This window comes from Cellulomonas sp. 73-92, from assembly GCF_001898175.1.
In the GTDB taxonomy this organism is placed as follows: domain Bacteria; phylum Actinomycetota; class Actinomycetes; order Actinomycetales; family Cellulomonadaceae; genus Cellulomonas.
This window is the reverse complement of the sequence record NZ_MKTH01000013.1, coordinates 512,087-534,658: the sequence shown is the minus strand read 5'-3', so window position 1 is coordinate 534,658 and position 22,572 is coordinate 512,087. Positions and strand designations below refer to the sequence as shown.

Here is a 22,572-nt window from a genome sequence, read left to right as displayed (position 1 = left end):
GAAAGTCCTGGGTCCCGGGACAGAGACCTCTGCCCGGGACCTTCGTGCTGCTGGTTGTGCCCCGGTCCACCGGGGGTGTGCGGCGCAGGACACCTGCCCGCCGGGCCGGCGCGGGCTGTGCTCACGCCGGCCCGGGGAGTGCGGTGGCCCCCTCAGGGGGCGGTGGCGTCAGGCGACCGAAGCCGCCACGCGGTCCGCGAGCGCCTTGATCTTGTCGGGCCGGAAGCCCGACCAGTGGTCGCCGCCGGCCATGACGACCGGGGCCTGCAGGTGACCCAGCGACATCACGTAGTCGCGCGCGTCGGCGTCCTCGGTGATGTCCACGACCTCGTACTCGAAGCCCAGCTTGTCGAGGGCGCGATACGTCGCGTTGCACTGGACGCATGACGGCTTGCTGTAGACCGTGATCGTCATCGTGGGCTCCCTCGGGCTGGTGCAGTGCTTCTGGTACAACGTTCGGGCGACGCGTCCGCTTCCTTGCGCGTCGGGATTCGACACTAAACCTTGTGGTCTCGGTTGCCAACTACCACTAGGGCTTGTGTTACACGGATGTGGTTTTTCACCCTGTGCACACGTCGTCGAGGCTACCGTCCACCACCGACACGACCCCCTGGGCTGCGCCGTCGCGCCGCGTCCGGCGCGTCGCCCACAGCCCGTCAACAGCGCCCGGCGCGCCGTCCACAGGCCCGCCCACCGGCGTGTCGGCCTCGCCCACACCCCGCCGGGCAGTCGTCCACAGCCGGCCGCCGCCCCGGCGGCCCCGACTCGTCGGTTCGACGCCGACCCGGCGGTTCACACCGACGAACTGGCGTCGAACCGACGACCCGGCGGGTGGGGTCAGGCGACCGTGCGGGGCGACGTCAGGGGATGAGGCGGCGGCGGTCAGGCGATGCGGAGGCGGGGGGTACCGGGCTCGCCGGGCGCCGCCGTGCGGGCGGCCACGGCCGCCTCCAGGACGGCGGTGATCTCGTCGCCGATGAGCTCGTGGCGGTCGATCAGCGCGTCGCGCAGCGCCGCGGCCAGGTCGCTGTTCGCCGCCAGCAGCCGGCGCACGGTGGCCCGGGCCTCGTCGAGCACACGCTCGACCTCGTCGCGCGCCCGGGTGTCCGCCAGCACCGACTCGACGAGGTCCCGGCCGCTCGCGGCGAACGAGACCAGCGAGCCGCCCATCCCCGCGGCGCCGACCATCTGCGCCGCCGTGCGGGTCGCGGCCGCCAGGTCGGAGGCGGGCCCCGTCGTCGTCTCGCCGAAGAACAGCTCCTCGGCCACCCAGCCGCCCATCGCGATCTGGACCAGCGCCCGCAGGTCGTCGCGCGTGTGCGTGTAGACCTCCTCGAGGTCGTCGTGCGCCAGCAGCCCGAGAGCCTCACCGCGCTTGACGACGGTCAGCACCTCCATGTGCCGCTTCGGGGCGACGAGCCAGGCCGTAGTCGCGTGGCCGGCCTCGTGCGTGGCGATGAGGCGCAGCTCGTCGGGCGTGTACGTCACCGGGTGTCCGAGGCCGACCATCTCGGTGATGCGCGCGTGCTCGACGTCCGCGAAGCTCATCGAGCCCGCCCCGCGGCGCAACGCGTTGACCAGCGCCTCGTCGAGCAGGTGCTCCACCATCACCGGGGTCCAGCCGTTCGTCGCCGCGGCGACCCGGTCGCGCACCGCGGCGTCGTCGAGCTCGTCGTCGTGCGCGCGGGTGGTAAGGAAGTGGTCGACGAGCGCACGACGACCCCGCGCGTCCGGCGCCGGGAACGTCAGCCGCCGGTCGAACCGGCCGGGGCGCAGCAGCGCGGGGTCGAGGGCGTCGCCACGGTTGGTCGCGGCGATGAGCAGGATCGGGGCGCGGCGCACCGGGTGCGCGTGCAGGCGCCGCTCCGCCGGCAGCAGCAGGTTGAGCGACTCGCGCACGCGCCCGACGAGCCTCTCGACGCCCACCGGCTCGTCGAACGACTGCATCTGCACCAGGAGCTCGTTGACCACGCCGCCGGTGCCCTCCGAGACGACGCGCTCGACGCGCGGTCCGGGCGCGACGGTGGCCGAGGACGAGAGCAGCGACCCGCGCCGCATGGCGATCGCGTCGATCTCCTCGATGAAGCCGATCGCGCCGCCCTCCGCGCGCGCCGCGCGCCGCAGCGCCCGGAAGTACGAGCGGATCTTGCGGGCCGTCGCGCCGTAGTACATGGACTGGAAGCTCGTCGCCGAGACGAAGAGGAACGGCACGCCGGCCTCGGCCGCCATCGCCTTGGCGGTCATCGTCTTGCCCGTGCCCGGCGGCCCCTCGAACAGGAGGCCGCGGCGCGGGGTGCCGCCCATCTGGTCGGCGAACCGGCGGTAGGTCCAGAACAGGTCGATGGAGCGGCGCACGTCCTCGACGATCGGGTCGATGCCGATGACGTCGTCGAGCCGCACGTCCACCTGCTCCGGCCGGACGACGCTGTGCGGCGAGCGGCCCGCACCCATGGTGGTGCCCACCATCACGGCGATGAGCGCGACGAAGAAGAGGATCGGGACGACGACCAGCGGGTCGACGTGCAGCGTCGGCAGCGCCGGCCGGCCCTGCAGGGCGCGCAGGACGAGCCACGCGTTGAGGACCATGAGGGCGACCGCCAGGCGCAGCAGCCGCCGGCGGCGCTGCCGCTCGCGGTCCAGCGCGACGTCGTTGAGCTCCCGCTCCTGCTCGGGGACGCGGCTCATGGCGGACCTCCGCTCGACTCACCGTCCCCGGGCGGTTCCGCGAGGCGGTCGCTTCATCGTGAGCGCACGCGACGAACCCGACAACTCGGGCGAACCGACCAGGCCTGGGCGCACGAGCCCGGACCGTGCGCCGGGCGGGTGGCGGGCTACCGCCGGGGCGCCGCCCGCCGGTCCGGCACGGCGGGTGCCGGGCGCGCGGCGGCGGGCCGCCCCATGAGCACCCATGAGGCCAGGGCCAGGGCCAGGCACGCCGTCGCTGCCGAGACGAACGTGGGCGCGCTGCTCGGCGGCCCGAGGCGGAGCACCAGCGCCGGGAGGAGGCTGCCGCCCGCCGCCCCGGCGGCGACGAGGGGGCCCGTCCAGCGGACTGCCGACGGCCCGTCGAGGCGGTCCAGCGCGGCGCCGAGCAGCCGAGGGTAGGCGGGGGCGACGACGAGGACGGTCGCGGCGCACGCGGCGACGACCGCCACCGGCGCGCGGCCGCCGGCCGCCGCGCAGACGAAGAGCCCCGTCGCGACCAGGGCGCGCACCATCACGCCGCCGCGCGTCCGCGCACCCCACGCCCGCCCGGCGGACATGAGCACCCAGAACGCCGACGCCCCGAGCGCGGCGAGCGCCGGGTCCGCGCCGAGCAGGTCGTGGACCAGCACGGCGGACCAGCCGGACAGCACCGTCTCGACGCCGACGTACAGCGCGAGCGCCACCCCGGCCGGGGCGAGGACCCGCACCAGCCCGCCCCGCCCGGGCGGCCCGCTCGGGGCGGACGCGGTGCTCGTGACGGCGGCCTCCTCAGGCTGTCGGTCCGGCCCGGGTTCCCGGCCCGGCCCACCGGGCGGGCGCACCGCGCTCGTCACCGTCCCGCTCGTCCCACCGGCGGGCACCGCGCTCGGTGCCGGTGCGACGGGCGACGCCGGGCTCCTCGTGCCCACCGCGGGGCGGAGCGCGACGACGGTGGCGGGGATCGCGGCGACCAGGAGCGCCGCGTCGGCGACGCCGGCGCGCGTCGCGGCGAACGCCAGCACCGGGAGCACGGCCGCCGTGGCGGCGGAGACGGCGAGCAGCCCACCGAGCCGGCGGTCGGTGCCGGCGCCCGCCCGGGCGGCCAGGCTCGTCGCGCTCTCGGTGACCCCGAACGCCACCCCCGACACGGCCGCCACCACCACCACGGCACGCACCGAGCCGGCCGTGGTGCCCCGGCCGGCCAGGGCGAGTCCGACCAGCGCCAGCGCCTGGGCGGCGGTGGAGCCGCGCAGCACCCGCCCCGGGCCGAACCGTGCCAGCACGGGGACGGCCGCGAGCACCCCGACGAACAGGCCGGCGAACATCGCGGGCACGGCGGCGAGCACGCCGTCGCCCGCACGCTGGGACCAGGCGGGCAGCAGGGCTGGGACGACCGAGGCCTGCGCGCCCATGCCGGCGAACGCCGCGACGAGCGTGCGGGACGCGCGCACGCCCGGCTACGCCTCGGGGCGCGCCCGGTGCACCGCGACGTACGTGCGGCGCAGCGCCTCCATGGACGCGTCGTACGTCGCCTGCGCGACACCGATGAACAGGCAGTCCACCACCATGAGCTGGGCGATCCGGCTGCCGAGGGCGCCCGAGCGGAAGGACGTCTCGCGCGCCGCCGTCGTCAGCACGAGGTCGGCCCGCTGCGCGAGCGGCGAGGCGCCGTGGTTGGTGATCGCCACCGTCGTCGCCCCGGTGGCGCGCGCGATGCCGAGGAACTCGATCGTGTCGGCGGTCGCGCCCGAGTGCGAGATCGCGATCGCCACGCATCCGGGTCCGAGCGTCGCCGCGGACGTCCAGGCGGCCTGCGAGTCGGACCACTCGAGGGCGGTCCGGCCGATGCGGACGAGCTTGCGCTGCAGGTCCAGCCCGACGACGGCGCTGGCGCCGACACCGAAGACGTCGACGCGGCGGGCCCGGGTCACGGCGTCGACGGCCGTCGCGAGCACGCCGACGTCGAGGGCGGAGACGGTGTCGGAGATGGACAAGGTCTCCGCGAGCGAGACCTTCGCCACGATGTCCGCCAGCGAGTCGTTGCGGTCGATGTCGCCGGAGACGGTGGCGAGCCCGTCCGTCTCCATCGTCTCCCGCATCGCGGCGCGGGTGACGTCGAGCCGCAGGTCGCGGTAGCGCTCGTACCCGACCCGACGGCTGAACCGGACGACGGAGGCCGTCGAGGTCGAGCAGCGCGCGGCCAGCTCGGCGATCGACAGCGCCGCGGTCTCGGCCGGCGCGGTGAGGAACTGCTCGGCGATCCGGTTCTCCACCGGCGTGAGCTCGGGCCGCAGCGCGCGCATGCGGACGAGCACCGTCGGCCCGGCGCCCTCGACGGTCGTGAGGCTCACGGTCCCGGCCTTCCTCGTGTCACAAGTCCGTAACTTTATTACGCCATGATCCTATCCGTCGTACCTTCTGTACATCGACCTGCGGCGGGTGCTTCACTGTCCGCCAACCCGCACCGAACCACCATCATCGAGGAGTTCACATGCAACGTGGCTCTCGCCGCGGCGGCCTCTTCGCCGCCGGGTTCGCAACTCTCGCGCTCGTGCTCGCGGCCTGCTCGGCGACACCGCAGCCGTCCGACACGTCGTCCGCCGGCGCTCCGGCGACGACGGGCGCGGCACCGGCGGCCGGAGGCAACCTCGTCGTCGGCGTCACCTCCGACCCGAACACGCTCGACCCCTGGAAGGCGACACAGTTCCAGGCCGTCGCCGTTCTCCAGACCCTGTACGGCACGCTCACGGAGTTCGACAAGGACCTGAACGTCGTCCCCGGGCTGGCGACCTCCTGGGACGTCTCGTCCGACGGCCTGACCGTCACGTTCCACCTGCGCCAGGGCGTCACGTTCTCCGACGGGAGCACGCTCAGCTCCGCCGACGTCGTCTCGTCGCTGACCAAGATCAAGGACAAGGCGACGGCCGCGGTCGCCGCCGCATCGCTCGCGTCGGTGGCCTCCATCGCGGCACCCGACGCCAGCACGGTGGTCCTGACGCTGTCCGCGCCGGACGCGGCCCTGCTGGCCAACCTCGCGGTCATCAACATGGCCATCGTGCCCGCCAAGGCCGACGAGGCCACCCTGGCCACCACGCCCGACGGCACGGGGCCGTTCGTCCTCAAGGCCCACACGCCGAACCAGTCGCTCACCGTCGCGCGCAACGCGGCGTACTGGGGCGACAAGGCGCTCCTCGACACGGTCGAGTTCCGGGTGATCCCCGACCAGTCGTCGATCGTCTCGGCCATGCAGTCGGGCAACGTCCAGATGTCGGTGCTCGACGACCCGCTCGTCGCCCAGACGGCGGCGGCGGCCGGGCTCACCATCCAGAAGACGCCGCAGCTCAGCTACCACGTGCTGCAGCTCAACGCGAGCCGCAGCGTGCTGTCCGACGTCAACGTGCGGCTGGCGATCCAGTGCGCCATCGACCGTCAGCAGGTGCTCGACACCGCCGCCCTCGGCGAGGGCGAGGTGACCGGGCCGATCACGTCCCCGGCCTACAAGTCCGACCCGAACGACCGGCCGTGCCCGACGCGCGACGTCGCCAAGGCGAAGGACTACCTCGCGAAGGCGGGGAAGTCCGGCGGCGTGACCATCGACACGATCGTCTCGACCGGTGAGTACTCGACCTCGGTCAACGAGGCGCAGAACCTGCAGTCGCAGCTGGCCGAGGCCGGCATCACGCTCAAGCTCGAGGTGCTCGAGTCCGGCGCCTACGTCGACCGGTGGGTCGCGGCTGACTTCGACGCGGCCGTCGCGCTCAACGGTGGGCGCCCCGACCCGGACGGCATGTACTCGCGGTACTTCACCAGCACGGGGAACCTCAACAAGGTCGCCGGCTACAGCTCGCCCACCCTCGACCAGCTGTTCGTCCAGGGCCGCGCGAGCTCCGACCCGGCGGTCCGCAAGCCGATCTACAAGAAGATCGGCGAGGAGCTGGAGAACAACGCCGCCTGGGTGTGGCTCTTCACGGGCTACAACTACACGGCGACCGTCAAGGGCGTCACGGGCTTCGTCCCCATGGCGAACAACTCGCTGCAGTTCCTGCGCACCACCGGGCTCTCCTAGCCCGCATCCTGCCGGTGGTGTGCGGCAGCCCCCGCCGCACACCACCGGCACCCCCAAGCCCCGTCCCGAGAGAGCGGCCGTGCGCACCCTCCTTCGCCACACCCTGGTCCGGCGGCTCGTCACTGCGCTCGCGACCCTGTTCGGCGTCGCGGTCGTCGTCTTCGTCATGCTCCGCGCCATCCCCGGCAGCCAGATCACGGCCAACCTCGGGATCGAGACCGCGGCGCTGACGCCGGAGCAGCGCGCCTCGCTCGAGGCGTACTACGGGCTCGACCGGCCCCTGGTCGTCCAGTTCTTCTCCTGGCTCGGCGGGCTGCTGACGGGCAACCTCGGCTGGTCGTCGCGGGCCCACACCTCGGTGCTGGCGCTGACCGCGCAGGCCCTGCCCGTCACCCTCGAGCTCGCGCTGCTGACCATCGTGCTGTCGCTCGTCATCGGCGTGCCGCTGGGCATGCTCTCGGCCTCCAAGCCCAACTCCGCACGGGACGCCGCGGGCCAGGTCGTCGGCCTCGCCGGCCTGTCGATCCCGGCGTTCCTCCTGGCCACCGCGCTGCTGTCGGCGCTGTCCGCCTGGCTGCACTGGAACCCCAACGGCGCCGGCTACGCGTCACCGGGCAAGGACCTCGGCCTCAACCTGGAGCAGATGGTGCTGCCGGCGCTGACGCTCGCCTTCGGCATCGCGGCGCCGATCATGCGCACGACGAGGTCCGCGGTGCTCGAGATCCGGTCCGAGGACTTCGTCCGCACGGCGCGCGCCAAGGGCGTGCCACCGCGGCGGCTGCAGGCGCGGCACGTGCTGCGCAACGCCCTCGTGCCGATCGTCACCATGACGGGCCTGCAGTTCGGCTACCTCCTCGGCGGAGCCGTCGTCGTCGAGCAGGTGTTCTCGCTCCCCGGCATCGGGCGGCAGGTGCTCCTCGGCATCCAGCAGAAGGAGTACGCGACCGTGCAGAGCACGGTGCTCGTCATCGCCCTGGCGTTCGTCGTCGTCAACCTGCTGACCGACGCGCTCTACCGCCTCATCGACCCCCGGGTGCGTGCCGCGTGACCGACCTGACGACACCCCTCGCGGGTACTGCGACCGCCGACCTTCCCCCCAGCGCGGGGCGCGTCGCGGGCCGCGTGCGCGCCTTCCTGCACAACCCGACTGCCCTGGCCGGCGGCGTGATCACCCTCGCCCTCGTGCTGCTCGCGCTCGCCTCGACGTTCGGCCTGCTCCCCCACGACCCGGTCGCCCAGAACCCGCCCGCGCGGCTGAAGGCCCCCTCGGCGGCGTACTGGTTCGGCACCGACCAGTTCGGCCGGGACATCTTCGCCCGCGTCGCCGCCGGCGTCGCCAACTCCGGCCTCATCGCCGTCACCGCGGTGGCGTTCGCCGCCGTCGTCGGGACCCTGGCGGGCGTGGTGGCGGGCTTCTACCGCGGCTCCTCGGACGCCGTGATCAGCGGGCTGACCAACGTGCTCTTCGCCTTCCCGCCGCTGCTGCTGGCGCTGTCGCTCGCCTCGGTGTTCACGCGCACCTGGTTCACGGTCGCGGTGGCGATCGCCATCGTCTACGTGCCGATCTTCATCCGCGTCGCACGCGGGCCCGTGCTGTCCCTGCGCGAGATCGACTACGTGCGCGCCGCGACGAGCATCGGCGAGCCCCGGTGGGCCGTCATGGTGCGGCACGTGCTGCCGAACATCTCCTCGATCGTCATCGTCCAGGTCACGCTCGCGCTGTCGTGGGCGGTGCTGACGGAGGCCTCGCTCAGCTTCCTCGGGCTGGGCGCCCCACCGCCGGCACCGTCGCTCGGCTCGATGATCTACGAGTCGAAGACCCTGGTGACCATCGCGCCCTGGACGATGGTGGCGCCCGGCGTCGTCATCGTGCTCTTCGTCGTCGGGCTCAACCTGCTCGGCGACGGCATGCGTGACGTGCTCGATCCTCGTGGCAAGGACTGGCGATGAGCGACGACCTGGCGACGCTGGCCACCGAGGCGACCGACCCCCGGTTCGCCCAGATCGACCGGATGAGCGTGGCGGACCTCGCCGCGACGATGAACGACGCCGACCGCACCGTGCCGGACGCCGTGCGGGCCGCGCTGCCGCAGGTGGTCGCCGCGATCTCGGCGGTGGCGGAGCGAATGGCGCGCGGCGGTCGTCTCATCTACGTCGGCGCCGGCACCCCGGGCCGGATCGCCGTCCTCGACGCCTCCGAGTGCCCGCCGACCTTCAGCACCCCGCCGGACCTGGTCACGGCGATCATCGCCGGTGGGCCGTCCGCGATCGTCACACCCGCCGAGGGGGCTGAGGACGACGCCGGCGCCGGTGCCGCCGCGATCGACGACGCCGGGGTGGGGCCTCTGGACTCCGTCGTCGGGATCGCGTCCAGCGGCCGCACGCCCTACGTCGTCGCGGCGGTGAGCCGGGCGCGCGAGCTGGGCGCGTTCACCGTCGGCCTGACCTCCAACGTGGGCTCCGACCTCGCGGGGGCCGCCGAGCAGCCGATCGAGGTCGTCGTCGGGCCCGAGGTGATCTCCGGGTCGACACGGCTCAAGGCCGGCACGGCCCAGAAGCTCGTGCTCAACATGATCTCGACGATCACGATGGTGCGGCTGGGCAAGACCTACGGGAACCTCATGGTCGATGTGCGGCCGACGAACCACAAGCTGCGCGAGCGCGCGGTCCGCATCGTGCGCCAGCTGACCGGTGTGGACGCCCCCGCGGCGCGTGCCGCGCTGGGGACCGCCGGCTGGGACGTCAAGGTGGCGGCGGTGACCCTCCGGCTCGGGCTCGACCCGGCGGCCGGCCGCGAGCGGCTCGAGGCCGCCGGCGGCCGCCTGCGCGAGGCCTTCGGGGAGGTGTGATGCGGGTCCTCGGCATGATCTCCGGCACCTCGATGGACGGCATCGACGCGGCGGTCGTCGACTTCGCCCTCGACGGCGGGACGCTGCACGGTCGCGTGCTCCTGGCCGGCACGACGCCCTACCCCGCGGACGTGCGGGCCCGCCTCGCCGCGGCGCTGCCGCCCGCCGCGACCTCCCTCGAGGAGGTGTGCCGCCTCGACACCGCCGTCGGCCAGGCGTTCGCCGCCGTCGCCGCGGCCGCCGCCACCGAGGTCGGCGGCGTGGACCTCGTCGTCTCGCACGGGCAGACCGTCTTCCACTGGGTCGAGGGCGGGCACGCCCTCGGCACGCTCCAGATCGGGCAGCCGGCGTGGATCGCCGAGCGCGTCGGCGCGCCGGTGCTGTCCGACGTCCGCATCCGGGACGTCGTCGCGGGCGGCCACGGCGCGCCCCTGGTGTCGTACCTGGACTCCCTGCTGCTGGCCGGGCGCGGTGGGACGGCCGCCGCCCTCAACCTCGGTGGCATCGCCAACATCACCGTGCTCCGGCCGGACGGCACGCTCGTCGCCTACGACACCGGTCCGGCCAACGCGCTGGTCGACGCCGTCGTCGCCGCGGACCGGCTCGACCCGGCGGGCTTCGACACCGACGGCCGGATCGCGGCCGCCGGGCACGTGGACGAGACCCTGCTCGCGGTGCTCCTCGACGACCCGTACTACCGCCTGCCGCCACCACGCAGCACCGGCAAGGAGCACTTCCACCTCCCGTACGTGCGGGACGCCGTGCGCCGCGCCGGCACCGATCCGACGCCCGAGGACCTGGTCCGGACGCTCACCGAGCTGACGGTGCGGACCGTCGCCGACGAGGTGCGCCGGCAGGGGGCGACGTTCCTCGCCACCTCCGGCGGCGGGTGCCACAACCCGGTCCTGGTCGACGGCCTCCGCGCCGCGCTTCCGGGGGTCGCAATGGTGCCCGCCGACTCCCTCGGAGCCGGCACCGACGACAAGGAGGCCATCGCCTTCGCCCTCATCGGCTGGTGCACCGCGCACGGGCTGCCGGGGACGGTGCCGGCGGGCACCGGTGCCAGCGGCGCCCGCATCCTCGGCACGCTGACGCCCGGCGCCGGCCCGCTCCGGCTGCCCGAGCCCCTGGCCGCCGGCCCGGACCGCCTGCTGCTGCACGACGAGCGGGGCCGGGCATGACCCCGACGCTGCGACCGGCGCGGCCGTCCGACCTGGCCGCCGTCCTCGACGTCTTCCTCGCCTGCTGGCGGACGGCCTACCGGGGCGTCCTGCCGCAGCAGACCCTCGACGCCATGACCGACGAAGCGGCGGCGGCCCTGTGGGCCGAGGCGCTGCGGGACGCCGGGTCCGAGGTGCTGGTCGCCGACCTGGCGGGAACCCTCGTCGGGGTCGTCCGCTGGACGCTGGCCGACGGGACCGTCCAGTCGCTGTACGTCGATCCGCGCCACCAGGGCCAGGGCACGGGCGCCGCGCTGCTGGCCGCCGCGACCGGCTCCTTCGCGCAGCACGGCCTGCCGCAGGCGCGGCTGTGGGTCTTCGAGGCGAACGCCGCCGCTCGCCGGTTCTACGAGCACCAGGGCTGGGTCGCCGACGGGACGACCCGTGTCGAGGAGCGGTTCGGCGCGCCCGAGGTGCGCCTCGAGCGCCCGCTGGGGGGACCGTGAGCATCGCCGGCCTCTCCTGCCACCGGATCCGGCTGCCGCTGGTCTCGCCGTTCGTCACGGCGCAGCGGGTGGCGTCGCACGTCGAGGCGGTGCTCGTGCGGGCGGTCGACGACGACGGCGTGGACGGCTGGGGCGAGGCCGTGACGACGTGGCGCGTCACCGGCGAGAGCTCGGCGAGCGTCGCGGCGGCCGTCGAAGGACCCCTGGCCGACGCGGTGCTCGGCGCCGAGCCGTCCGACGTCGCGTCGTGGGCGCCGACGCTCGAGCACGCCGTGGTCGGCAACGCGGCGGCGCGCAGCGCGGTCGCGTCGGCGCTCGTCGACGTCGCGGCGCGGCAGGCCGGCGTCCCCCTCGCCGAGCTCCTCGCCGGCGCGGGCGCCAGCGGTCGGGAGCGCCCGCGCGGCGCCGTCCGCACGGACATGACGCTGGCCGCCGTGCGCACGCCGGACGAGCTCGACGGCCTGATCGCCCGGGCGGTGGCGCACGCCCGGGCCTTCGGCACGCTCAAGGTCAAGGTGGTCGACGCGCCGGTGACGCGTGACGTGCTCGTCGAGCTGCGCCGTGCCCTCGGCCCTGAGGTGCGGCTGCGCGTCGACGCCAACCAGGCGTGGGACGCCGGGACCGCCGTGGACGTCATCGAGCACTGGCAGGACCAGGGGGCGCGCATCGAGCTCGTCGAGCAGCCCGTGGCGGCCGCGGACCTCCCGGCCCTCGCGGCCGTCCGGGCCGCCGGGCTGACCGCGGTGCTGGCCGACGAGGCCGTGCACACGGTCGCGGACGTCGACGCCGTCGCGCGCCACGACGCCGCGGACGGCGTCAACGTCAAGCTCAGCAAGTCGGGCGGGCCGGTGCAGGCGCTGCTCATCGCCGACCGGGCGCGCGCGCACGGCCTCGACGTGCTGGTGGGCTGCATGATGGAGAGCACCGTCGGCCTCGCGACCTCGGTCGCGGTCGCGGCGGTGCTCGACGCCCGCGGCGGCCCGCGCGTCCACGACCTGGACGCCGGGATGTGGCTCGCCACGCCCGACGACTCACGGGTGCGCTACGAGGGCGACGTGCTGGTCCGGTCGGACGGCCCCGGCATCGGCGGGGGCCTCTCGTGAGCGCCGTGCCCGCGACGGAGCTCGAGGACCGGGCGGCCCGGGTCGCCGCGGCCCTCGTCGAGGCGCCCGCCGGCTCGCCGCCGCCGGGCGTCGTCGTGGGCTATGCCGTCGCCGGGGAGCGCGCCGTCGTCGCGCACGGCAGCACCGAGGCCGCGGGGGCGCCGATGGGCGCGGGGCTCCGCTTCGACGCCGCCTCCGTGACGAAGGCCGTCGTCACGACGGTCGCGCTGGCCACGCTCGTCGAGCGCCGCGCGCTGTCGTTCGACGCCCCGGTCCGGTCCGTGCTTCCGACGTTCCCCGGCCACCCGGGGACCACCCTCCGGCACCTGCTGCAGCACCGCGGGGGGCTGCCGGCCTGGCAGCCGCTGTACCTCGCGCCCGGCGCCGCCGACGATGCCCGCGCCGTGCTCGACACGGTGACGCCCGAGGCGCCGCTCGACGCCGCGCGCACCTACTCCGACCTCGGCTTCCTGCACCTCGGCCGCGTCGTCGAGGCCGTCGCCGCGACGCCCCTCGACCGGGCGGTGCACGAGCTCGCCCTGGTTCCGCTCGGCATCCCGGCGGCCGGCTTCCTGCCCGCGGGGACGCCCGGCACCGCCGCGGGGTGCGCCCCGAGCTCCGTCGGCGACCGCGCCGAGCGCGCCATGGTGGACAGCGGCGAGCCGTACCTGGTCCGCTGGCACGACGACGGGTTCGCCTGGCGGTCGCACGTGCTGCGCGGCGAGGCGAACGACGGCAACTGCTGGCACGCGTTCGGCGGGGTCGCGGGCCACGCCGGCCTGTTCGCCACCGTCGACGAGCTCCTCACCGCCGGGCGGGCGCTCGCGCTCTCGGTCACCGGCGACGGCCCGCTGCCGGCACCGGTCGCGGCCGAGCTCGTGGCCGCGGGGCCCGACGCCGAGCAGGCGCTCGGCTGGCGCCGGGACGGCCGCTGGGCGTGGCACCCGGGCTACACCGGGTGCGCCGTCGGCTTCGTCCCGGGCCGGCCGGTCGTCGTGGCCGTCGCCTCGAACCGCCTCCTGCCCGACGGACCTCCCGCGCCGACGGCCGCGCTGTGGCGTGCGGCCGTCGCCGGCCTCGAACCCTTGCCCGCCCTCCGAGGAGCGTCATGACCGCGGCCCCGCCGACGACCCCCGTCCTGTCGATCCGTGACCTGTCGGTGAGCTTCCGCACCGCGGCCGGGCTGGTGCCCGCCGTCGTCGGCGCCTCCATCGACGTGCACGCGGGGCAGACCGTCGCCCTCGTCGGCGAGTCCGGCTCGGGCAAGTCCACCACCGCCGCGACCGTCAACCGCCTGCTGCCGTCCAACGGCCGGATCGTCGGCGGCGCGGTCTGGTACGAGGGCACGGACATCGCGGACCTGCCCGAGTCGCAGATGATCCACCTGCGCGGCGCGAACATCGGGCTCGTCCCGCAGGACCCGATGTCCAACCTCAACCCGCTGATGCGGATCGGCACCCAGGTGGCCGAGACCCTCGAGGTCCACGGCCGGGCGACGGGCAAGAACGCGTGGGCCGGGGCGGTCGAGCTGCTGTCGATGGTGGGGATCCCCGACCCCGAGCGGCGCGCCCGGCAGTACCCGCACGAGTTCTCGGGCGGCATGCGGCAGCGCGCCCTCATCGCGATCGGGCTGGCCTGCCGACCGCGGCTGCTCATCGCCGACGAGCCGACGTCCGCGCTGGACGTGACCGTCCAGCGTCGGGTCCTCGACCAGCTCGACGAGCTCACCGACCAGCTCGGCACGGCGGTGCTCCTCATCACCCACGACCTGGCGCTCGCCATCGAGCGCGCCGACCGTGTGGTGGTCATGCACGGCGGGCGGGTGGTCGAGCAGGGCGGGTCGCGGGAGATCCTCGGGCGGCCGAACGACGACTACACGCGGGAGCTGCTGGCGGCCGCGCCGAGCCTGGCGTCGGTCCGCACCCGGCCGGCCCCGGCGTCGGCCCCCGTCCCGCTCGTCCAGGTCCGCGGCCTGCGCAAGGAGTTCGCCCTCCGGGGCGAGCGCGAGACCCTCACCGCGGTCGACGACGTGACGTTCGACATCCCGCGCGGGCAGACCGTCTCGCTCGTCGGGGAGTCCGGCTCGGGGAAGTCGACCACCGCCAACATGGTGCTGGCGCTCGAGACCCCGACCGCCGGGTCGATCCTCTTCGACGGGGCGGACGTCGCCGGGTTCTCCCGGCCGCAGATGTTCGACTTCCGCCGCCGGGTGCAGCCGGTGTTCCAGAACCCGTACGCGTCGCTCGACCCGCGGTACACCGTCGCCGCGATCGTCGCCGAGCCGCTGCGCGTGCACCGCGTCGGGGACGGCTCGCAGCGGCGTCGCGCGGTCGGGGACCTGCTCGACCAGGTCGCCCTGCCCGCCGCGCTGGCCGAGCGGTACCCGCACGAGCTCTCCGGCGGCCAGCGGCAGCGCGTCGCGATCGCGCGGGCGCTCGCCCTGCGCCCCGACCTGGTGGTCCTCGACGAGGCCGTGTCCGCGCTGGACGTCCTCGTCCGGGCCCAGATCCTCCGGCTGCTCGACGACCTGCAGCGCCAGCTGCAGCTCACCTACCTGTTCATCAGCCACGACCTGTCGGTGGTCCGGATGATCTCCGACGAGGTCCACGTGATGCACCGCGGCCGCATCGTCGAGTCCGGGACGCCCGACGACCTCTTCGACCACCCGCAGGACCCGTACACCCAGGAGCTCCTGGCGGCCATCCCGGGACGCGCGGCCGGCTGAGGACCGGCCGGCCTCAGGACTGGCGCGAGCTGGGGCCCGGCAGCAGGCGGCGCATGCGGACGGTCGTCGTGCGCACGGTCTCGGCCGGGCGCCGGCGGTCGGCGACGACCGTGCCGGTCGGGTCGGCCGTGAACACACGGCGCCCGGGGTCGAGCATGTCGCGCAGGAACTCCACCTGGCGGCGGGCCATGGTCAGCTCCTCCTCCAGCTCGAGGATGCGCTTGACGCCGGCGAGGTTGACGCCCTCGTCCTGCGACAGGCGCTGCACCTCACGCAGCAGCGCGATGTCACGCAGCGAGTAGCGCCGACCCCGGCCGCGGGCGCGGCCGGGGCTGACCAGGCCGAGCCGGTCGTACTGCCGCAGCGTCTGCGGGTGCATGCCCGCCAGCTCCGCCGCCACGGAGATGACGAACAGGCGCGCGTCCTCGTCCATGCGGCTCACACCCGGGCCCTCGCCATGAGCTCGGCGCGCGGGTCCTCGCCCGACGTCGCGATGCCGAACGCCTGCACCGCCTCGCGCGCCGCCGGCGTCAGCTTCTGGGGCACCACAACCTGGACGGTCACCAGCAGGTCGCCGGTGGCCCGCGGCGTGACGATGCCCTTGCCCTTGACGCGCAGCGTGCGGCCGGAGGGCGTGCCGGCCGGCACCTTCACCTTGACCGTCGTGCCGTCGAGCGTGGGCACCTCGATGGTCGCGCCCAGCGCGGCCTCGTCGAACGCCACCGGCACGGTGACCTTGAGCGTGGTCCCGTCGGCCGTGAACACCGGGTGCGGCTCGACCGTCACGGTGATGACCAGGTCGCCGGGCTCGCCGCCCGGCTCCCCGGGGCGGCCCTTGCCGCGCAGCCGGATCTTCTGGCCGTCCTTGACCCCGGCGGGGATGCGGGCGTTGACCGTCCGCCCCTCGACCGACAGGGAGACCGTGGAACCGGCGGCCGCCGTGCGGAACGGCAGGGTCGTCGACGCCGTCAGGTCGATCCCGCGCCGCGGCCCCCGCGGCTGGCCGAAGCCACCGCCGCCGAAGAGCCCGCCGAGGACGTCCTCGAAGCCGCCGCCCGTGGAGGTGCGCACCCGCGTGCCGCCGCCGCCCCCGAACAGCCCGCCGAACAGGTCCTCGAACCCGGCGCCGCCGCCCGGAGCCCCGGCACGGCTGCCCGCGGTGAAGCGGGCACCGCCGGCCATCGCCCGCAGCTGGTCGTACTGCTGGCGCTGCTCGGGGTCGGAGAGCACCGAGTAGGCCTCGCCGATGTCCTTGAACCGCGCCTCGGCCTTGGCGTCGCCCGGGTTGTGGTCCGGGTGCAGCTGGCGTGCCAGCTTGCGGTACGCCTTCTTGATGGTCGGCTGATCGGCATCCTTGGGCACGCCGAGAACCGCGTAGAAGTCCTTCTCCAGCCAGTCCTGGCCGGTCACGGCGCCTCCCTCCTGCCTCGTCCGATGCTCAGCCCTGCGCCCCCTCCGGGTCCACCACCGCCACGCGGGCCGGTCGTAGCACACGGTCCGCGGTGCGGTACCCGGGCTGCAGCACCTCCTGCACCGTGGTCGTCGCGACGTCCGCCGAGTGCCCGTGCATCAGCGCCTCGTGGACCGTGGGGTCGAACTCCTCGCCCGCCACGCCGTACCGCTCCACGCCGAACCTGACGAGCGTGGCCTCGAGCCGCTCGGCCACCGACTGGAACGGGCCCGTCAGCTCACCGTGCTTGCGGGCGAGCTCGATGTCGTCGAGCACGGGGATCAGCGCCTCCGCGAGCGCGGCGGCGCCGCGGTCCGCCGCCTGGGCGAGCTCGCCGCGCGTCCGCTTCACGTAGGCGTTGTACCGCTGGTCCAGGTTGTACAGGTCCGCCTGGGCGCGCTGGAGCTGGTCCAGCCGCTCGGCGGCGAGCTCCTGCGCCTCGGCGAGCGCCTCGGCCGCGGGGGCCACGGGCTCGAGCGCCTCGTGCGCCGCGGCAGCGCCCTCCCGGACCTCGAACGTCGTCGGGTCGATCTTCCGCTTGTCCACCACGTGCGGACCCCCCTCGTCGGGGCCGGCCGAGGCCGACCCCGACCGGGGCTCGTCGAATGCCGCCATCACTTGGTGCTGTCCTCGTCGTCGACGATCTCGGCGTCGACCACGTCGTCCTCCGGCGCGGTCGATCCGGTCCCGGCGCCGGCGGTGCCCGGCTCGTCCGACCCGGCGCTCGGCTGGGCGTAGACGGCCTCGCCGATCTTCTGGGCCGCGGTGACGAGCGCCTCGTGGGCGGCCTTGACGCGGGCGGTGTCGTCACCCTCGAGCGCCGAGCGGACCTCGGCGATCTTGGCCGTGACGTCGTCCTTCACGGCTTCGGGCAGCTTGTCGCCGTTGTCCTTGAGGATCTTCTCCGTCGAGTAGGCGAACTGCTCCGCGGAGTTGCGGGTGTCGGCCTCCTCGCGGCGCTTCTTGTCCTCGTTCGCGTGCGCCTCGGCGTCCTTGACCATGCGGTCGATGTCCTCCTTGGGGAGGGCCGAGCCGCCGGTGATCGTCATCGACTGCTCCTTGCCCGTGCCGCGGTCCTTGGCGGACACGTGCACGATGCCGTTCGCGTCGATGTCGAAGGTCACCTCGATCTGCGGCACGCCGCGGGGCGCCGGCGCGATCCCGGTCAGCTCGAACGTGCCGAGGGGCTTGTTGTCCCGCGCGAACTCGCGCTCGCCCTGGAACACCTGGATGAGCACGGACGGCTGGTTGTCCTCGGCGGTGGAGAAGATCTCGGACCGCTTGGTCGGGATGGCCGTGTTGCGCTCGATGAGCTTGGTCATGACGCCGCCCTTGGTCTCGATGCCGAGCGACAGCGGCGTGACGTCGATGAGCAGGACGTCCTTGCGGTCGCCCTTGATGACGCCCGCCTGCAGCGCGGCGCCGACGGCGACGACCTCGTCCGGGTTGACGCCCTTGTTGGGCTCCTTGCCACCCGTGAGGTCGCGGACCACGTCCGTGACCGCCGGCATGCGGGTCGAGCCGCCGACGAGCACCACGTGGTCGATGTCCTCGAGCTTGATGCCCGCGTCGCGGATGACCGCGTGGAACGGCGCCTTGGTGCGGTCGAGCAGGTCCTGCGTCATCTGCTGGAACTGGGCGCGCGTCAGCTTCTCGTCCAGGTGGACCGGCCCGTTCTCGCTCATCGACAGGTACTGCAGCGAGATGTTCGTGCTGGTCGCGGACGACAGCTCCTTCTTCGCCTGCTCGCTGGCCTCACGCAGCCGCTGCAGGGCGATGCGGTCCTTCGACAGGTCGACGCCCGTGGAGTTCTTCACCTGGCCGACGAGCCAGTCGACAATCCGCTGGTCCCAGTCGTCGCCGCCGAGGTGGTTGTCGCCGCTCGTCGCGCGCACCTCGATCGTCGAGAACCCGTCGTCGTCCTTGCCCACCTCGAGGAGGGAGACGTCGAACGTGCCGCCGCCGAGGTCGAACACGAGGATGAGCTCGTCCTCCTTGCCGCGCTCCAGCCCGTAGGCGAGCGCCGCCGCGGTGGGCTCGTTGATGATGCGCAGCACGTTGAGGCCGGCGATGGTGCCGGCGTCCTTCGTCGCCTGCCGCTGGGCGTCGTTGAAGTACGCGGGGACCGTGACCACGGCGTCCGTGACGGGCTCGCCGAGGTACGCCTCCGCGTCGCGCTTCAGCTTGCCGAGGATGCGGGCGCTGATCTCCTGCGGCGTGTACTTCTTGCCGTCGACCTCCTGCGTCCAGTCCGTGCCCATGTGGCGCTTGACCGACGAGATGGTGCGGTCGACGTTGGTGACGGCCTGACGCTTGGCGATCTCGCCGACGAGCACCTCGCCGGTCTTGGAGAACGCCACGACCGACGGCGTCGTGCGCGACCCCTCCGCGTTGGCGATGACCGTGGGCTCTCCGCCTTCGAGGGTGGCGACCACCGAGTTGGTGGTGCCGAGGTCGATGCCGACTGCTCGTGCCATGTCTGTATGCCTTCCTTGCCGTGCCGGGTTCGTGCGGGATGCCGATGATGACTCGAGGTATTGAGTCGAACCGGCTCAAGTCTGCAGCGCTAGGTCGCGGGGCGCAACCTCCGTTGGCCAATCTTGAGTCTAGAGGGCTCAACTCTCGACGAGCCCGCGGTGTTCCCGACCCGCGGCACGGATCGACCGCCGGCGGCGCCCGCACGCGTCCCCGGGCGCTCGTCCGGGCCCCGGACGAGCCGGGTCAGAGGGTGAGCGTCTCGCCGGCGGCGAGCCGGCGGTACTGCGCCACCCCTCCCGTGACCTGCGGGATCACGCGGTCCACCAGCCCGCGGCCGGCGTCGCTGAGGATGGCGTCGTGGATCGGGACGGCGATGCCGGGGGCCACCGCCTGCAGGTAGTCGGCCGCCTCGCTGAGCTTCATCCACGGCGCGCTCACGGGCAGCAGCAGCACCTCGACATGCACCCCGGCGGGCGGCCGGGTGAACGAGTCGCCCGGGTGCAGCAGGGCGCCGTCCACCAGGTAGGCCACGTTGGCCACCACCGGGATGGACGGGTGGATCACCGCGTGCCGTTGGCCGACGGCCTGCACCGTGAACCCCTCTGCGGTGAACACGTCACCCTCGGTGACGGCGTGCAGGCGGTCGGCGGAGGCGCCCGCGGCGAGGAGCAGGTCCACCACCGCTCCGGGGGCCCATACCTGCAGCTCGGGTGCGGCTGCGAGCGCGGCCGTCAGCGTGTCCGGCACCACGTGGTCGACGTGCTCGTGGGTGACCAGCACCGCGCCGGCGCCGTCGAGCGCCGCCGGGTCGCTGAACCCGCCGGGGTCGAGGACCAGCACGTGCCCGTCCTTCTCGAGCCGGATGCAGGAGTGGCCGAGGCTGCTGATGGTCGTGGACATCGTTCTCCCTCCGTGGCGCCCGGCGGTGAGCACCGCCGACCAGTGTCGCCCCGCGCCGGGCACGGCGGCGCTGCGCTCCGTTTCGATCAGTGCGCCGCCAGCCGCCCGGCGAGCGCGTCCAGCGTCGCTGCGGCCGGGGCGAAGCCGACGAGGTCGAGGTGCCCGTGCGGCACCCCCGGCCGAGTCACCTCGACGACGTCGACGCCGGCGGCCCGCAGCTGCCCGGCGAACCGGTGACCGCTCGCCCGGAACGCGTCGAGCTCGTTGTTCTCCACGTACGTGGGCGGGAAGGTTGACAGATCCTCGCTGAGCCCGGCGTAGGCGTACGGCGTCGCCGTCTCGCGGCCGCCGCCGAGCATCGCCCGGTCGATCGCCTCCGACATCGCGGGCGGGAACGTCAGCGCGGCCGGGGCCGCGGCGAGCGCCTGTGCGAGCTCGGCGTCCGGCTCCGGCACGCCCGGGTGCAGCAGCGGGTAGACGAGCAAGCACTGCCACGGCGGGCGACCCTGCTCGCAGGCGCGCACCGTCACACCCGCCGCGAGCGCGGCGCCCGCGCTCGCCCCGCCCATCGCCACGCGCGCCGGATCCACGCCGAACCGCGCCGGGTCGGCACGCACCGTGTCCAGCACCGCCGCGCAGTCGTCCTGCGGCACCGGGAAGCACACGGGCCGGCCGTGCTCGTCGAGCCTGTCGTCACCCGAGCCACCCAGCTCGCGCGGCACCGGGCACAGCCGGTAGTCGACGGAGACGACGACGGCGCCCGCGCGCCCGGCGACCCCGCGCGCCACCTCGTGCGCCTCGGGCATGTCGAGGTCGCCCCAGGCGAAGGCGCCGCCGTGCATCCAGACGAGGCAGGGCCGGCCGCCCGGAGGGGCGGGGGTGGGCGGCGCGTAGACGCGCACCGGCACCGGGCCGTGCGGCCCGGCGACCGTCGTCGCCACCACCGTCAGGTCCCAGGCCTCGGGCGGCCCGAACGGCGCCTTCCACCGTGCGTTCACCTCGTCGGGCAGCTCGGCGAACGAGGCGTACCCGGCCAGCAGGTGGCGACGCGCCTCGAGCTCCGGGACCAGACGGTGGGCCCCGGGCACCACGCTCACGCGCGCGCCAGCCGCACCATCGACCACGAGACGGGCGGCAGCTCGGCGTGCGCCCGGCCGTCGCGCACCGCGGCGGTGTCGTTGGCCCGCGGCAGCACCGACGTCGAGTCGTCGGCCGTCGCCGCCCACGTGTGGTCGGGGTTCGACAGCGTCAGCGCCTCCGCGACCACCAGGTCGCCGAAGCCGCGCAGGTCCAGGTCGAGCGCCAGCGGCTCGCTCGTCGAGCGGTTGACCGCGAAGAGCACCACCTCGCCCGTCGCCGCGTCGTAGGTGACGACGGCGTCCAGCGCGGCGACCTCGCCGTACCTGGCGGTCGCCAGGGTGGGACCGTCCACCGCGGCGCGAAGCACCTGGCCGGCCGCGTGCCGCGCGGTGAGCGCGAACGGGTGGAAGGTCGTCTGCTTCCACGAACGGCCGCCGGGCTCGGTCATGATCGGCGCGATGACGTTGACCAGCTGCGCCAGCGACGCCGCGTGCACGCGGTCGGTGTGCCGGAGCAGGCTGATGAGCAGGCCGCCGACGACCACCGCGTCGGCGACCGTGTAGCGGTCCTCCAGCAGCACCGGCGCCACCGGCCAGTCGTCGCCCGACGGCGGCTGCGACTCGGCCCGGTCGATGTACCAGACGTTCCACTCGTCGAACGAGATGTTGATGCGCTTGGTGTGGTTGCCGGCCGCGCGCACCGCGTCCGCCGTCGCCACCACGTCGTCGATGAACCGGTCCATGTCCACCGCCGAGGCGAGGAACGAGCCGAGGTCCCCGTCCTCCTCGTGGTAGTAGGCGTGCGCCGAGATGAGGTCCACCTGGTCGTACGCCTCGGTGAGCACCGTGTGCTCCCACGTGCCGAACGTCGCCATGCCGCGGCCCGACGAGCCGCACGCGACGAGCTCGACGCCGGGGTCGATCATCCGCATCGCCCGGGCGGTCTCCGCCGCCAGGCGGCCGTACTCGTGCGCGGTCTTGTGGCCGGTCTGCCACGGCCCGTCCATCTCGTTGCCGAGGCACCACAGCCGGATGCGGTGCGGCTCGTCGGCGCCGTTCGCCCGGCGCAGCTCGGACAGCCGCGTGCCGCCCGCGACGTTGCAGTACTCCAGCAGGTCCAGCGCCTCCTGCACGCCGCGCGTGCCGAGGTTGACCGCCATCATCGGCTCGACCCCCACGACGCGGCACCACCGCACGTACTCGTCGACGCCCACCCAGTTCGGCTCGGTCGAGTGCCACGCGAGGTCCAGGCGCGCCGGCCGCTGCTCGCGCGGGCCGACGCCGTCCTCCCACCGGTAGCCGGAGACGAAGTTGCCGCCCGGGTACCGGACCGTGGTGACGCCCAGCTCGCGGGCCAGCTCGACGACGTCGCCCCGGAACCCGTCCGCGTCCGCCGTGGGGTGCGCGGGGTCGTGGATCCCGGTGTAGACGCAACGCCCGAGGTGCTCGACGAACGAGCCGAAGGTCCGCGGCCGCACCGGGCCGATCGTGAAGGCGGGGTCGACGGTGAGGACCGAGGTACGCATCTGATGAGGCCGTTCGTGGGAGCAGGCGGGAGGCCGGCCGCGTTG

At 74.3% G+C, this 22,572-nt stretch carries 20 protein-coding genes; 9 read left to right on the top strand and 11 right to left on the bottom strand.

What is annotated here, in order from left to right:
* Positions 1-168 precede the first annotated feature (168 nt).
* The 4 genes from nrdH to BGO37_RS09100 form a co-directional block, all read right to left on the bottom strand.
* The gene (gene nrdH, locus BGO37_RS09115) at positions 169-414 is read right to left on the bottom strand and encodes a glutaredoxin-like protein NrdH (protein WP_291754172.1); all 246 of its coding nucleotides are present in this window, start codon (positions 412-414) and stop codon (positions 169-171) included.
* Between the two features lie 468 nt (positions 415-882).
* Complete coding sequence (locus tag BGO37_RS09110; protein ID WP_291754171.1) at positions 883-2,685, bottom strand: AAA family ATPase; 1,803 nt, start codon at positions 2,683-2,685, stop codon at positions 883-885.
* Between the two features lie 146 nt (positions 2,686-2,831).
* Positions 2,832-4,136, bottom strand: a complete 1,305-nt coding sequence (locus tag BGO37_RS09105) for a hypothetical protein (RefSeq protein WP_291754170.1) — start codon at positions 4,134-4,136, stop codon at positions 2,832-2,834.
* Between the two features lie 6 nt (positions 4,137-4,142).
* On the bottom strand, positions 4,143-5,036 hold the full coding sequence (locus BGO37_RS09100) for a MurR/RpiR family transcriptional regulator (protein ID WP_291754168.1): 894 nt from the start codon (positions 5,034-5,036) through the stop codon (positions 4,143-4,145).
* Positions 5,037-5,176: 140 nt separating this feature from the next.
* On the opposite strand from BGO37_RS09100, the gene BGO37_RS09095 reads away from it, so the two are divergent.
* The 9 genes from BGO37_RS09095 (at position 5,177) to BGO37_RS09055 (ending at position 15,094) form a co-directional block, all read left to right on the top strand.
* The gene (locus BGO37_RS09095) at positions 5,177-6,751 is read left to right on the top strand and encodes an ABC transporter substrate-binding protein (protein WP_291754166.1); all 1,575 of its coding nucleotides are present in this window, start codon (positions 5,177-5,179) and stop codon (positions 6,749-6,751) included.
* Positions 6,752-6,830: 79 nt separating this feature from the next.
* Positions 6,831-7,799, top strand: coding sequence for an ABC transporter permease (locus BGO37_RS09090; protein ID WP_291754163.1), 969 nt, complete (start codon positions 6,831-6,833; stop codon positions 7,797-7,799).
* A complete protein-coding gene (locus BGO37_RS09085; protein ID WP_291754160.1) occupies positions 7,796-8,701 on the top strand; it encodes an ABC transporter permease in 906 nt (301 codons plus the stop codon). The genes BGO37_RS09090 and BGO37_RS09085 overlap by 4 nt, the downstream gene beginning before the upstream one ends.
* Entirely contained in the window at positions 8,698-9,600 is a 903-nt protein-coding gene (gene murQ / locus BGO37_RS09080) for an N-acetylmuramic acid 6-phosphate etherase (RefSeq protein ID WP_291754158.1), read from the top strand. The genes BGO37_RS09085 and murQ overlap by 4 nt, the downstream gene beginning before the upstream one ends.
* Positions 9,600-10,781 carry an anhydro-N-acetylmuramic acid kinase gene (locus BGO37_RS09075; protein WP_291754155.1) on the top strand — a complete coding sequence of 394 codons (1,182 nt, stop codon included), beginning with the start codon at positions 9,600-9,602 and terminating at the stop codon, positions 10,779-10,781. The genes murQ and BGO37_RS09075 overlap by 1 nt, the downstream gene beginning before the upstream one ends.
* The gene (locus tag BGO37_RS09070) at positions 10,778-11,266 is read left to right on the top strand and encodes a GNAT family N-acetyltransferase (RefSeq protein ID WP_291754154.1); all 489 of its coding nucleotides are present in this window, start codon (positions 10,778-10,780) and stop codon (positions 11,264-11,266) included. Before BGO37_RS09075 ends, BGO37_RS09070 begins: the two co-directional genes overlap by 4 nt.
* Positions 11,263-12,369, top strand: coding sequence for a mandelate racemase/muconate lactonizing enzyme family protein (locus tag BGO37_RS09065; protein WP_291754153.1), 1,107 nt, complete (start codon positions 11,263-11,265; stop codon positions 12,367-12,369). The genes BGO37_RS09070 and BGO37_RS09065 overlap by 4 nt, the downstream gene beginning before the upstream one ends.
* Before the next feature lie 5 nt (positions 12,370-12,374).
* Positions 12,375-13,481, top strand: a complete 1,107-nt coding sequence (locus tag BGO37_RS09060) for a serine hydrolase (protein WP_291754150.1) — start codon at positions 12,375-12,377, stop codon at positions 13,479-13,481.
* The gene (locus BGO37_RS09055; protein WP_291754148.1) at positions 13,478-15,094 is read left to right on the top strand and encodes an ABC transporter ATP-binding protein; all 1,617 of its coding nucleotides are present in this window, start codon (positions 13,478-13,480) and stop codon (positions 15,092-15,094) included. Before BGO37_RS09060 ends, BGO37_RS09055 begins: the two co-directional genes overlap by 4 nt.
* 13 nt (positions 15,095-15,107) lie before the next feature.
* On the opposite strand, the gene BGO37_RS09050 is transcribed toward BGO37_RS09055, so the two are convergent.
* The 7 genes from BGO37_RS09050 to BGO37_RS09020 all read right to left on the bottom strand — a co-directional run bounded on the left by BGO37_RS09050 (position 15,108) and on the right by BGO37_RS09020 (position 22,527).
* Entirely contained in the window at positions 15,108-15,527 is a 420-nt protein-coding gene (locus tag BGO37_RS09050) for a helix-turn-helix transcriptional regulator (RefSeq protein WP_291754147.1), read from the bottom strand.
* Positions 15,528-15,532: 5 nt separating this feature from the next.
* The gene (locus BGO37_RS09045; protein WP_291754145.1) at positions 15,533-16,504 is read right to left on the bottom strand and encodes a DnaJ C-terminal domain-containing protein; all 972 of its coding nucleotides are present in this window, start codon (positions 16,502-16,504) and stop codon (positions 15,533-15,535) included.
* A gap of 28 nt (positions 16,505-16,532) precedes the next feature.
* A complete protein-coding gene (grpE, locus tag BGO37_RS09040) occupies positions 16,533-17,159 on the bottom strand; it encodes a nucleotide exchange factor GrpE (RefSeq protein ID WP_291754143.1) in 627 nt (208 codons plus the stop codon).
* Positions 17,159-19,021 carry a molecular chaperone DnaK gene (dnaK, locus tag BGO37_RS09035; protein ID WP_291754142.1) on the bottom strand — a complete coding sequence of 621 codons (1,863 nt, stop codon included), beginning with the start codon at positions 19,019-19,021 and terminating at the stop codon, positions 17,159-17,161. Before dnaK ends, grpE begins: the two co-directional genes overlap by 1 nt.
* A gap of 244 nt (positions 19,022-19,265) precedes the next feature.
* A complete protein-coding gene (locus tag BGO37_RS09030; protein WP_291754140.1) occupies positions 19,266-19,922 on the bottom strand; it encodes an MBL fold metallo-hydrolase in 657 nt (218 codons plus the stop codon).
* Between the two features lie 86 nt (positions 19,923-20,008).
* A complete protein-coding gene (locus BGO37_RS09025; protein WP_291754137.1) occupies positions 20,009-21,019 on the bottom strand; it encodes an alpha/beta hydrolase fold domain-containing protein in 1,011 nt (336 codons plus the stop codon).
* A complete protein-coding gene (locus tag BGO37_RS09020) occupies positions 21,016-22,527 on the bottom strand; it encodes an alpha-N-arabinofuranosidase (protein ID WP_291754134.1) in 1,512 nt (503 codons plus the stop codon). The genes BGO37_RS09025 and BGO37_RS09020 overlap by 4 nt, the downstream gene beginning before the upstream one ends.
* Between the last annotated feature and the right edge of the window lie 45 nt (positions 22,528-22,572).